The sequence below is a fragment of the Porphyromonas vaginalis genome (genome assembly GCF_958301595.1).
Taxonomy (GTDB): domain Bacteria; phylum Bacteroidota; class Bacteroidia; order Bacteroidales; family Porphyromonadaceae; genus Porphyromonas; species Porphyromonas vaginalis.
This window is the reverse complement of sequence record NZ_CATQJU010000001.1, coordinates 1,343,560-1,355,865: the sequence shown is the minus strand read 5'-3', so window position 1 is coordinate 1,355,865 and position 12,306 is coordinate 1,343,560. Positions and strand designations below refer to the sequence as shown.

Genomic DNA, 12,306 nt, shown 5'->3' with positions numbered 1-12,306 from the left:
CTAGACTTTGCAGAAAGGATGAAGCGCAAGGCGCTGAGGGTGAGGTCTGAAGGGAGCATACATCCGTATGTGACCGAAGCCGAATCCCGAAAGCAACACAGCGATTTGCCTTTATGCAATAGTCTCCTGCGGTATATTCGGAGAAGCCATGCAGCTCTGATCGGTAGAACTACACGGCTTCTGCAGCATCGCCTCTGGGGGCGACTGCTTGAGGAATTAATATGTGCTAGTGTCGCTTACTCCTTGACACGCCCCACGTAAGAGCCGTCACGCGTATCTACCGTGACCACATCGTCCTGATTGATAAAGAGCGGTACGCGGATCTCAGCGCCCGTCTCGACGGTTGCGGGCTTGAGACTATTCGTCGCCGTATCGCCCTTGATACCAGGCTCCGTATGGCTGATGCGCAGATCAACGTGTGCTGGTAGCTCGCAGGTCAGCACGGTCTCGCTCTCAGCATGTACCATTGCCTCGACCATATCGCCCTCCTTGAGGAAGCGAACACCCTCGATCAGCTCGCCATTGATAGCGATCTGGTCAAATGTCTCGGGGTGCATAAAGTGGTAGCCCATATCATCATTGTAGAGATACTGATAGGGACGACGCTCGATGCGCACCTCCTCTACCTTGACACCACTATTCCACGTCTTGTCGATGATGCGACCCGTAGCAACATTGCGCAGCTTCGTGCGAACGAATGCAGGACCCTTGCCAGGCTTAACATGGAGAAACTCTACGATGAAGTAGTACTGCCCATCAATGTCTAGGCACATGCCATTGCGAAAGTCAGCTGTTGTAGCCATATACTATTTGTCTATTCTGTGAAGTTACTTATCGGTGCAAAAGTAATAAATCCTCAGCTACTACACAAATAACAAGCGCGGCACTCACCGCCCGTACATTCCTTCCACTAATGCAATTTCTCAAGAAGGAAGTCCTCTATTGTCATTGTAGAGAAGGAGCGAATAACCCGTGAGCAAGCCTAAACTACGGCATAGTGCTTTTCATCATTCAAAAAGAGGAGTTGTAATTGCTGTAACATCTCTTCTTCGTTACGAAACGTATTGTTCTACGTCCAGTCGATAGGTGTTGTTGGGTGCATCAACCGCTATATGATGTAGTTCTAGAGTATCAAAAAGAACGTTTTCTCCTAGCTTCAAATCTTTTATCTCGAAGCATTCTTTGGTAGTCAGCTTGTAAGCAGACTCCTTAGTATAGCACAGCCTCCGAACAAAACTTGCCTCTCGATTTTTAGAGGACAATAGACTTTGTTTATACCAGTCTCTTAAATCCTTTTTCGGTCTAGAAAAGATAAACCCAAGTACCTCGTAATCATCCTTTCGATAGTTAGGGAGTAGATTCATCAGCATCTTAAGCTTGATACACGAAGAGAGAATTTGCTTATACCCTTCATAAATCTTTGGAGTGCTAAACTCAGACTTCAGCTCGCAAAAAATGAGATGTTTCTTTCCTTGTGAACCGTCATACAGAAAAATGCCATCGCAATCCTTAAGAAACAAGTTGTCAGAGCCCGCTTTTTCAAAAAAAGAACTAAGCTCTTTAACCATCAATGGATCTATGACTTGACAGCAACTGTTTTCCAAAACGACTTTTCTGACTTTCGCATTTTCTCTAGTTTCCTCAACTTCTGCTTTATCTGAGACGTACCTCGTCCCTTGGTATTTGGGGAAAATTCTCTTGAAGTCATCGCAAGTCATAACTCTAGCTCTCTAAACTGTCCATAATTTCTTCAATCCTACTTGTCAACTCGAGATCGTCTTCAATTACTGAATAAAAGGATTCAAACGGGATTGAGTTATCCTTACCAACTTCTTGAGCTATGATTCGAGAAGATCCATCAGACTGCTCTTCAAGTAAGTAAGCGCGAACGTTAGAGACAGCTAAAAGATATTCCTCCTTGATTTGAAAGTCGTTTAGCAATTTCTCAAAATCACTTGGAGAGATTTTGTCCTTAAGCAATGATAGCTTCATCAGATTGTTGAGACGCTTGATTAAGTAGTCACTATGAGTCGTTACTTGAAGATGCCCACCTGCACTTATGATGCAGGCTAAGAGGTCTGCCAACTTCACTTGACGGCTGGGATGTAAATGAGCTTCGGGCTCTTCAAACAAGATAGAAACGCCCTTGACTGGAAACTTATTGATTAGTAAAGAGAGAGGAGATAGTTCTTTTATGGACGAAGCGGCAGCGGTTAAAGGAATTGTTGCTCCATTGCGCATGTGATAAAGATATTTTTCTCCTTCACGCTTTAGCTCTCCGTTGTTGACTCTAGCATTGCACTCTATAAGAGCTTGGTTTAACGGTGAAACACTTTCTTGAGGCTTATTGAGTAGAGCCTTCATATCGAAGAACTCTTCGTACATACCTGACTGAAAGGTTGGACGTTCACTCACCTCCATCAAAGAGCCTCGAGAGGGAGGCAATAGAAAGGTCTTAGTGATATTATTCATATCACCAAAGACGAGATCCTGGAAATACGCTTTAATCAGTGTTACATAAGGTATAGGAGTTGGGATGTTTAGAGTTGATACAACACGATAGACGTAATTCTTAAAGACAAGCTTATCGTACAGCTCCTCCTGCCCCTCTAAGCCTTCAAGGGTTTGAGTAAAGATAAAGTCAAAAGTCTTCTCCTGTATGGGCAATTTAATATTGACGTCTCCATCAAGATTCTGATACCCTACGAGATAGCCTATATAGGCAACTGCGTCTTTATTCAACCAGTCTAAAACGTCTTGAACAGGGACACTTAGGATGACTTTTCCAGATTCCCTTTTCTTGTAGATTTCGTTAAAGTCATAACCCTGCTCAAGGAAGAAGTTTAAGAAACGATCTGAGTCTAAGAGGACGTAATACAGGTAATGAACTAAAAAGGAGGCATAGCTCTTGCCTAAACCTGACTCCCCTGAAAAAATCATCATTGGGGATAGGGTCATAGAAGAATCTCTGATTGCTCCTAGTCGCTTGATGTCAAAGGTAACCTGTTGCATAGTGTTCTATATCTTTATCACGGAGTACTTTGATGAGCCTATAGCTCCTTGCAAAGATACAACTTTTCCCCTCGCTGTGATAACGATTGAAAGCTCAAACAGAAGCCCTACCCTTACAGCAAGAAGCAAGTCATACTAGAGCGAACTCGCTAACAGCTAATAGCGAGTGAGAGCCAAATCTTCTTCTGCTCCATATCTCTGTCTTTTGTTTTTCAGATCAAGGTCTATTTCAGATTTCATCCCTATTCCACTGACAAAAAGGGAGAAATGTATTTTGCAACGTCTGATTCGATTGAATAATCCAATATTTGAATCCTAGGAACTCTTGGTCTGCCTTTAACAGCTCACAAACTATACGTTTATGTTGCGCTGAGTCTTTCTCTAGAAATTGATTACAAGCCTTTTGGAATAGGTTGATATGAGAGAGAAATTCGTTATAGAACTTCTCCTCCCGCACTTGCCGAGCAGGAGTCTTCCCATTAAAGATAGAGGAGAGCAACTTGATGGTCTCATCTACACCCACGATATCTTTATCATCGGGCCCCTCAAAGATCGCAATATTCCTCTGGAAGTCCACTTCCTGCTTGATAAGTGTCTCTATAGGAAAGCTCAATGGATTGACTATTTGGTCATAAGCATTGGACTTCTTCTGATTGCAGTACGAACACGTTAGCAATAGATTGCTCCAGTCAGTCTTTTTGTCGGGGTATCGAGCCTGACTGCATAGGTGATCTATATTATAGTCCGTTATCACTTTCCCCTCGCATATGTAGCACTTACTATACTGATCTGCAAAAAGTTGCTTTTGGACATCCTGTCCATTGTACTGATGCCCAGTCTCAAGGGATTTAGGCGAAGTGGAGGACTTATAGATTTGAATCATAGTCTCGGATTCCACTAAGTTTATCTGCCCACTTAATTTTCAACTCTTCGTATTCGCCAGCTATCTTGGGGGAGACACTCTCGGATACTTTGTCAAGATCCTTGACGAGTTCTTTGACTTCAAATCGCTCTGCAATATCTAGGTCTGCTTGCTTCAAGAGTTCTCTGAGACGATTCAACTGTTGCTCTAGATAGCTCGAGCGAGTACTGACCTCAAAATAACCTTCGGCTAGAGCCTCGTAAGAGTAGTCAGACAGATTCGTCAATACCTTTTGATGCTCCAAGTCATAAACAGATGCAGATGCAATGGAGTTGAGGACAAAAGGTGAATGTGTCGTGACTATGAATTGGATATTTGGGAAAACCTTAGTCAGTAATGGCATCACTTGTCGCTGCAAAGAAAGATGCAAGTGGGTCTCCACCTCATCTATCAAGACAATCCCAGGTATATCGTAGAGCTGCATTATGCTGTCACTTGTCGAACTCATCTTTAGGATTAGGTCAGATAAGATATCTATCACCGCAGCAAATCCATCTGACAGCTCGTTGAACTTAAAGCTCTTGCCCTCCGTCTCTATATGAAAGGAGTAGTCCTTGTAGTTGAAAGAGAGTTTCAGCCCCCTATCGCCAAAGATCTCTCCTAGTAACGCTTCGAACGAAACAAACCAATCATTGATTCGATCTGCATCTTCCGTCTGATGTTCATTTCGTGCAAGTGCCTCTTGGATCTTCAGGTGAGAGAGATAAATGAGAAATTGATCCGAAGCACTCTGATTGATAAGCCACTGGTCGCTGAACGACGGCATCGTTGGGTTGAGAGGCTCTGACATTCGGACCTCTCTACTAGCGGCATACATGGCACAGATAAAGGGCTTGTCAGAACTATGGAATACGATTTGGGTAGGATCTTCAAACGCTACACGCACTGCTCCATATAGCTCATTAAGTCTTTCCTGCCAAAAAGCTAGCTGCTGCTCTAGTTCTGCTTTCCTTAGAGGATCTATACAGCTAGATAGTTGCTCGGTATAGTATTGAATTCGTTCCTCATACTTTAAGAAGTCTAAGCTGTCCACCTTTTGCAGTAGCTCAATATGATCCCGGATTGCCTCCAGCAGAGAGGTCTTACCACTTCCATTCTTACCTGTGATCAATAGATGTGGATGCTCGTCATCAGGTATGCAAATATCTAGATCGTGTAGATGACGTACCTTGTTAATATGTATGGACTGTATATAGCGTTGCATAGGATGGTATGTATTCTCTGACAAATAGCCCGTCTCCTACTCGTCTGTGTCTCGGGACGTGACCGTGCGAGGCTCTCGAGCTAGTGTACGACTCGTCATGGCGGAGGAGTCGATAGCACGGAGAGCGATGTCTCTGACCGTCTCCTCCGAAGTGGCAACCTTGACTCCAGCCTCCTTGAGCTGACTCTCTATCTCCTTGATCTTTTGCTGCAAGAGCTCTATCTGCTGATCCTTGAGTCGTAGCTGACCCTCCGTCTCCTTCTGAGCTAGGTCAAATGCAAAGCGATGCTCCCTGTTGAGACGCTCCTCGGTCTCCTGGACAGCCTTGATCTGCACCTCTTGCATACGACTCTCTAGGCTCTCGGCCAACTGACGTAGACTCTGTAGCTCACCCTCAGCATCAGCCAGGACACGCTCTCGCTCGGCAGTAGTGCGCTCGAAAGCTTGCTTGCGCTCCGTCAGCTCACGCTCCTCAGCCTCTAGACGCTCTTGGAAGGCATCCTCCTCTTTCCGACGCTGCTGACTCATCGTATAGTCATACTCCTCCTCTTCGCGCTTACGGAGGAGTGCGACGTTGGCTTGCTCCTGCTTCACAGAGTCATTGTATTGCTCACGCTCATGACGCCACGCCTCACGAGTCTCTTCGATCTCACGCTCCAGCTTAGCACGCGTCTCCTCTAGCTCGGCTTGCGCCTCTTCTTTCTGCTTCTTCTGTGCTAGAATCAGCGTAGAGAGTGAGTCCGCATTGCTCTCGATGGCATAGAGCTCCTTGATCCACTCCTCCTTGAGCTGGATGGTCTCATTAAGCGTTCTGAGCTTTTCGAAGCCCTCCTTGAGTTGTCGCTGAAGTTGCGTGACAGATCGCTCGAAGCCGCCCATCACCTCACGAGCAAAAGCGTCTAGCTCCTCGGCTGATAGAGCCTCAGCCTGTGCCACGACCTTCTGTTCGGAGACACGCTTCTGCTCCTCTTTGGGATTCTCTAGGCTCTTAGCCTGCACCTCTGCTAGCAGTGCCTCGTAAGCCTCCAGCATCTCCTTCTTCGTATTCGACATGCTGATCTGAACTCTCTCCTCACTCATATCTTTGCCTGTTCTAATGGATTGTCTTGATTTAGTTGCCTACAAATGTAATGAAAAAGGGACTGATCGCAAGTTTTTCTAGAGATTAGAAATTAGAGATTAGACACTAGAAGCACTAGTGCTACTAGCCCCTCTAACCTCTAATTTCTAATCTCTAACCTCTAGCCTCCCCTCTAATCCCTAATTACATATCTTTACAGGGAAATTCGTCCGATTCCCGCCTTTCTCGAATCTCCATGTGGATATTCTCAAATCTCCACGTGGATATTTTTCTTTTTCCACGTGGGGGCGTTTTGATTCCTCCGAAGTTTCATTTCATTCCTCCGAAGTTTCATTTGATTCCTCCGAAGAATTTTTTATTCTCCACGTGGAGATTTCGAAATATCCACGTGGAAATCACTTTTCCCCGACACCGCGCCGTATCGATACGTAACCAACATTAAATTATTGTAGCAGGCCAACCCTAAACGGAGGCTGTTGCAAAAGTCAACAGGCTCAAATAACGAGCGCACCTATGCACAAACGAAGAAGGCGTAGATCTACGGGGAGCTCAGTCTCCACAGATCTACGCCTTGCGACGCATCATAACCGTCCGCTTACCTGCCCAAGCTACGGATCACAGCCACAATTAGCTGCAGATCCTCCTCCGTCACCAGCGTACCGCTAGGCAGACAGAGCCCCCTGTCGAAGAGCCCCTCACTCGTACCATCCACATAGCGCGGTGCCTCTGCAAAGACAGGCTGCAGGTGCATCGGCTTCCACAGCGGACGGCTCTCGATAGACTCAGCCTCCAGCTGGAGCCTCAGATCCTCACGGGTGAAGCCCGCTTTATCAGGATTAACTAAGACGCAGGTGAGCCAGTAGTTGCTATCGTACTCCTCCGTGGGGGCGCACTTCACCTCTACCCCAGGACAGTCAGCCAGCAGAGCGCAGTAGCGGGCATGGTTGTGCCGACGCTTAGCCACATGCTCATCGAGGACGAGCATCTGCCCACGACCTATACCCGCCGATATATTGCTCAGACGGTAGTTGTAACCGATGTGCGTGTGCTGGTAGTGTGGCGCATTGTCACGAGCCTGCGTAGCGTAAAAGAGGACACGTCGCGCCGTCTCCTCACTGGGACAGATCAGAGCGCCACCACCCGACGTGGTGATCATCTTATTGCCATTGAAAGAGAGTGCTCCGTAGCGACCTAGCGTACCGCACTTGTGCCCCTTGTACTCAGAGCCGAGCGCCTCGGCAGCATCCTCGAGGACAGGTATGTCGTACTCCTCAGCGATCGCTAGTATCTCGGTCATCTTGGCGGGCATGCCATACAGATGAACCGGTATGATCGCCTTAGGCTTGCGTCCTGTCTGAGCTATGCGATCCTCGATAGCCTGACGTAACAGGTCGGGAGACATATTCCACGTGTCCGGCTCGCTATCGACGAATATGGGCTTAGCCCCCTGATAAGTAATTGGATTGGCCGAGGCTGAGAAGGTAAAGCTCTGACAGATCACCTCGTCATCACGCCCCACGCCCAGCATGACCAGCCCTAAGTGCAGTGCAGCTGTGCCGGCACTGAGTGCTACGACATGCTTGCCTGGCGCTCCCAGGTAACGCGTCAAGTCCTCCTCGAAGCCATTCACATTGGGTCCCAGAGGCACCACCCAGTTGGTGTCAAACGCCTCCTGTATAAACTCCTGCTCTCGTCCTCCCATCTCAGCGAGTGAGAGCCAAATCTTCTGTCCCATACCTGTTAGCTCTGATTTAATTGCCTACAAATGTAGTGAAAATGGGGCTGATCCCAAGCCCCTCGAGAGGAAATCTCTAGAGATTAGCTTTTGGCTTTTGGCCGTTAGCTTTTAGCCCATCAATCGCCAACAGCTACCCCCACACACCGTCCTCACGAAAGGCAAGAGGGATCCGACGCTCACTTAGCAAGGCAAAGCAGCGTCAGACATGATCTAGAACTCGTATCAGGCGGTCACACTTAGATAGCGTGATGCCAGCTTTATACTGTAGGTGTTGGGCAATATCTTTTCTCCCTTGTAGCCACTCCAAGATACAGGCTGTCGCATGCTCACCAGCTTCGTGCGAGAAGGGGTATCCACCACCAAAGCGAGCATTCATCTCTAGGACGTATAGCTCACCGCCCCGCTCCAGCACATCACAGTCTAGTACGCCTATATGCCTTAGGTGCTTAGAGATCGTACGACCAATATGCTCGAAGCGATCATCAATGATTGTCCTCGCCTTGTCCGTCTCCCCAGCTCTCATAGCGAGCTTCTCTCGGACGAAGGTCCCCACGTAGTTCCCCTCTAAGTCATTGAGGATGTCCATCCCATACTCCCGACCAGTTATCTTTTCTTGATAGAGGATGGCTGAGGCAAAGTGCTCTTTGGAGGCGTTGTATAGGATTGTGTTCTTGAGCTTGATACGAAGCAACTTGTCTGCGATGAGCAGCTCCTCCTCACTCTGAGGAAATTCAATTCCTATCGAAGCACTACCCCATCTAGGCTTGAGAACACAAGGATATGAGCTTTGTCTACTACCACAGAATGCCTCTAGACTTGTCTCTGTGTAGGGCGTCTGTAGCCCACACTCCTCTCTAAGGAAGGCCGCCGTCTTGAGCTTATCAAATGTTATGTCTATCACCCGCTCGTCCGACACTAAGAGCTTGGCACCTAGCTCTTCTATCTCCTTGCGGTGCGCTGAGAGGATAGGTAGCTCTAGATCATTGAGCGATATCAGGGCATCTACTTGATACTCTCTGATCTTCTCTAGTAGCGTGGGTATATACGACTCGTCATAGATGGCTGGCACTAGAAATGCTCTATCGGCCTCTGTCAGTCCAGGTGCTGAGGTCTGCATATCACATGCGATGATCTGATCACCATCACGCATAGCCTCTCTAAAGTAGCGCAACAAGTAGTTACGTCGTCCGACGCAGGTAAATAGGATATTCATAATATCAACGATGTATTTATTGAGTCCAGTATTGATTGTGAGACTAATTCTTTATTGAAAGAAGAAGAGGTGAGTTCAAAGCACAAATGTCCTTCTTTAGCCATAGAAAGCGAGCCATGTCTTGATTCTTGGACCTCTGTAAATCCAATCCTTTGATGGATCTTCAATGAAGAAATGTTTGTTGGTCTAATATAAGCTATTAGGCACTCAAAACTTGGGGACGCAAGAGTGAAGCGACACCCTAAGTAAAGCATAAGAGTGCCATATCCTTTGGAGTGTAGTAAGGGATTGGTAAACGTGTATGTTTCTGCTGTCTTGCTTGAGGATATGTACGATGTTACCCCACCCATAGCTAGTAAAGATCCATCTTCTTCAAGAACAAAGTCATATCTAAAAGGGGTTGACTTCACTCTTTCATACCATGCTTTAGTTCCTTCGATTGTGACTTTTTGATCGAAACTCATGCTGTTAAAGATTGATGGAGTATTAATCCAAGAGACCCTATCAATTAGATCTGTTTCCTCAAGTAGTCTAAATGTGATCATATAGATGATTGCTTTTAATGCCGCTTCAAAACAATACTTCTTCGAATAGATATCGCGTTTTGACCTTCTAAATATCTAACCTATGGGTTTGCTAAATAGTTCATAAGTCCTCCCGTATGCCAAAACAACACCTCAGAGGGGTCAATCTTATGCTTTGTCATGTAGTTGTAAGCGCCCCACAATGCTTTTCCTGAATATGTATAGTCAAAGAAAATTCCTGTACGAGCAATAACATTGTCTATCCATTGAGTCATTTCAGGAGTACTCCCTTCATAGCCACCACATAGATACTCGTCTGTAATAATGATATTACCAACAGGGGCTGACAAATTCAGGTCTTTGTAAAGAGCCTGAGCAAAAGTCATAGTTACATCTGTTGCTCGCTCCTTCTTGCGTGCGATGGAAACGCCCACGACAGTTGTATCAAGTCCTGCAAGCTCTAGCCCCGCAGAAATCCCCGCCACAGTAGACCCAGTACCTAGAGCAAGAAAAACATATTTAAGTTGAGAAGTCTCTGAGGTTGCTTTCAGTAATTCTGAAACTGCATCAACATACGCGTAGCCTGCTATTAAGTCGTGTCCCCCACCTGTCACGTATAAAGGATTATATCCTTGCTCTTTATACCTAGAGATAGCATCGTCCATAGAGCTTGATATTTTATCTACTGAGACAAACTCTGTGGTTATACCTCTTAGGGCTCTAATTAGCTTAGGATTTCCACTCTCTTGGTCAAATCGCTCCTCAGATCCATGAACTACTAGATGACACGGCCAGTTATTTCTACTAGCTATAACAGCCATTGCTCTATTATGATTGGACTGCACGCCACCTGTAGTTACGATAGCATTGAGTCCATGCTCGATCATGTAGCGCTCGTAATAAAGAGCTTTACGAGCTTTATTCCCTCCCCCTACAAAAGGATACAGATCATCCCTTACCACCTTGATTGTGGTGGCAGGTAGACTCAGGTTGTCTAGAACAATCATACGAAGTTGATAGCTATTGAGGATAGACTAATATGGAAGACTATAACTGAGGACTCGTTTTGTAAATGAGCTAAGCTTCTGACCGCTCAGTATCTAGTCTTGTTCCAACATTTCTCGGATCTACGGCAACATCTTTTGAGGCAAGGACGTTTGCCACGGTCTTAAATAAGATGCGACAGTCTAGCGAGAAGCTGAGATGCTCTACATACTCAACGTCTGTTGCGAGTTTCTGATCCCAAGGGAGGTAACTTCGGCCCCTGACTTGAGCTAGACCCGTAATGCCAGGACGTACAGTGTGGCGCAATCGCTCTCTTGTCGTATAATATGGAAGATAGTCCACAAATAGAGGACGTGGACCGACCAAGCTCATATCCCCCTTGAGAACATTCCATAGCTGAGGTAACTCATCGAGCGAAGTCTTGCGGATGAAGCGACCGACAGACGTAAGCCGCTTCCCATCAGGGAGCAGATTGCCCTCCGCATCTCGCTCATCGGTCATACTCTTAAACTTGTAGAGCTTAAAGATTCGCTCATCCTTGCCTGGGCGCTCCTGCGTGAAGAACGCTCCTGCCCCCTTATTAGCAAAGTGTAGCCACACCGTCACCACCAGTAGCAATGGCGACAAGACGATCAGTCCGATGAGGGCTAGAAGAAAGTCTAAAGTACGCTTGATATATGCTCGGTACATAGTCAAAGGGTCTTGTTGATGACATAAGGACGTTTGCCAGATGGTAGCATCTCTAGACTTTTGACGACCTCGATATTTAAGTTGGCTCCCTCTCCGAGCCATCCTAGCATAGCAACATTCAATTCATTTAAGACTTCTCCAACAGAGGGGTCCTTAGGGATAACCAACAGACGGAAGTCGCTCTTTGTCTCTTGAATGAGCTGATATTGAAGAATAGAATCCTCAAAACGCTCCATTATAGTATCTAAGTAGAGGGGATACTTCAATTCGCCCGAAGGAGTGACGATGACTTGCACACCTCTTCCTGACAGAGACTTAAAAGCGAGCAAGCTACCAAACTCATCTGTCTCTCTGCGTCCTATTAGCCCTAGATCTCCAGTGTCGTAGCGTACTAAAGGATTGGCAAAAGAATGAAGATCCGTAACGACAATACGTCCTATCTCTCCTTCACTACAAGGTAAGTCTGAGTCTATCTTGAGGATTTCAATATGGTAGTTTAGCGAGTTGATGAGAAAGTCTCCAGTAGCTTCATACTGACAAGCCAAAACACCAAACTCTTCTGTCGAGTATCTACTGCAAATGCCTATATCACCCCATGCTTTCTTCATAATCTCTCGTTGCTGCTCAGAGAGATTCTCTGAGCTTGTGATAACTCCCTTTATAGAGTAGCTAGCCCCCGCATCTCCCGCTTTAAGACAGTAATCTGCAATCATCGAGATAGCCGTAGGAAATCCAATGATCACCTTTACTTGTTTCTTTTTCAAGACCTCTCTAGCCCTTTGCAAGAAACAAGCATCAAGATCTTTGCATCCTAGATAATGTTCGTTTTGCAAGTATTGCTTGAAGGCACTCTTATGCACCACTGAGCGGATGTACATGTGCTTGACTCCGACATCATAGCCTACTTTTCGCCCATA

General features: G+C 46.2%; 12 protein-coding genes. All 12 read right to left on the bottom strand.

Annotation, left to right across the window (positions count from 1 at the left end):
* Nucleotides 1-236 precede the first annotated feature (236 nt).
* The gene (gene efp, locus Q2J34_RS05390; protein ID WP_293964568.1) at nucleotides 237-803 is read right to left on the bottom strand and encodes an elongation factor P; all 567 of its coding nucleotides are present in this window, start codon (nucleotides 801-803) and stop codon (nucleotides 237-239) included.
* Nucleotides 804-1,052: 249 nt separating this feature from the next.
* On the bottom strand, nucleotides 1,053-1,718 hold the full coding sequence (locus tag Q2J34_RS05385) for a hypothetical protein (RefSeq protein WP_298888342.1): 666 nt from the start codon (nucleotides 1,716-1,718) through the stop codon (nucleotides 1,053-1,055).
* A 4-nt stretch (nucleotides 1,719-1,722) separates the two neighbouring features.
* The gene (locus tag Q2J34_RS05380; protein ID WP_298888344.1) at nucleotides 1,723-3,012 is read right to left on the bottom strand and encodes an AAA family ATPase; all 1,290 of its coding nucleotides are present in this window, start codon (nucleotides 3,010-3,012) and stop codon (nucleotides 1,723-1,725) included.
* Between the two features lie 229 nt (nucleotides 3,013-3,241).
* A complete protein-coding gene (locus Q2J34_RS05375; protein WP_298888346.1) occupies nucleotides 3,242-3,895 on the bottom strand; it encodes an HNH endonuclease in 654 nt (217 codons plus the stop codon).
* Nucleotides 3,879-5,138, bottom strand: a complete 1,260-nt coding sequence (locus Q2J34_RS05370) for an AAA family ATPase (protein WP_298888348.1) — start codon at nucleotides 5,136-5,138, stop codon at nucleotides 3,879-3,881. Before Q2J34_RS05370 ends, Q2J34_RS05375 begins: the two co-directional genes overlap by 17 nt.
* A 36-nt stretch (nucleotides 5,139-5,174) precedes the next feature.
* Nucleotides 5,175-6,218 (bottom strand): coiled-coil domain-containing protein, encoded by a 1,044-nt coding sequence (locus tag Q2J34_RS05365; protein WP_298888350.1) that lies wholly within the window; start codon nucleotides 6,216-6,218, stop codon nucleotides 5,175-5,177.
* A 596-nt stretch (nucleotides 6,219-6,814) separates the two neighbouring features.
* Nucleotides 6,815-7,954, bottom strand: coding sequence for a DegT/DnrJ/EryC1/StrS family aminotransferase (locus tag Q2J34_RS05360; protein WP_298888352.1), 1,140 nt, complete (start codon nucleotides 7,952-7,954; stop codon nucleotides 6,815-6,817).
* A 202-nt stretch (nucleotides 7,955-8,156) separates the two neighbouring features.
* Nucleotides 8,157-9,170, bottom strand: coding sequence for an ATP-grasp domain-containing protein (locus Q2J34_RS05355; protein WP_298888354.1), 1,014 nt, complete (start codon nucleotides 9,168-9,170; stop codon nucleotides 8,157-8,159).
* Nucleotides 9,167-9,715 carry a GNAT family N-acetyltransferase gene (locus Q2J34_RS05350; RefSeq protein ID WP_298888356.1) on the bottom strand — a complete coding sequence of 183 codons (549 nt, stop codon included), beginning with the start codon at nucleotides 9,713-9,715 and terminating at the stop codon, nucleotides 9,167-9,169. The genes Q2J34_RS05355 and Q2J34_RS05350 overlap by 4 nt, the downstream gene beginning before the upstream one ends.
* A gap of 80 nt (nucleotides 9,716-9,795) precedes the next feature.
* Entirely contained in the window at nucleotides 9,796-10,701 is a 906-nt protein-coding gene (locus Q2J34_RS05345; RefSeq protein WP_298888358.1) for a 1-aminocyclopropane-1-carboxylate deaminase/D-cysteine desulfhydrase, read from the bottom strand.
* 70 nt (nucleotides 10,702-10,771) lie between these two features.
* Nucleotides 10,772-11,389, bottom strand: coding sequence for a sugar transferase (locus tag Q2J34_RS05340; RefSeq protein WP_298888360.1), 618 nt, complete (start codon nucleotides 11,387-11,389; stop codon nucleotides 10,772-10,774).
* 2 nt (nucleotides 11,390-11,391) lie between these two features.
* Nucleotides 11,392-12,267: a phenylacetate--CoA ligase family protein gene (locus Q2J34_RS05335; RefSeq protein WP_300969479.1), complete on the bottom strand. Its 876-nt coding sequence runs from the start codon at nucleotides 12,265-12,267 to the stop codon at nucleotides 11,392-11,394.
* Between the last annotated feature and the right edge of the window lie 39 nt (nucleotides 12,268-12,306).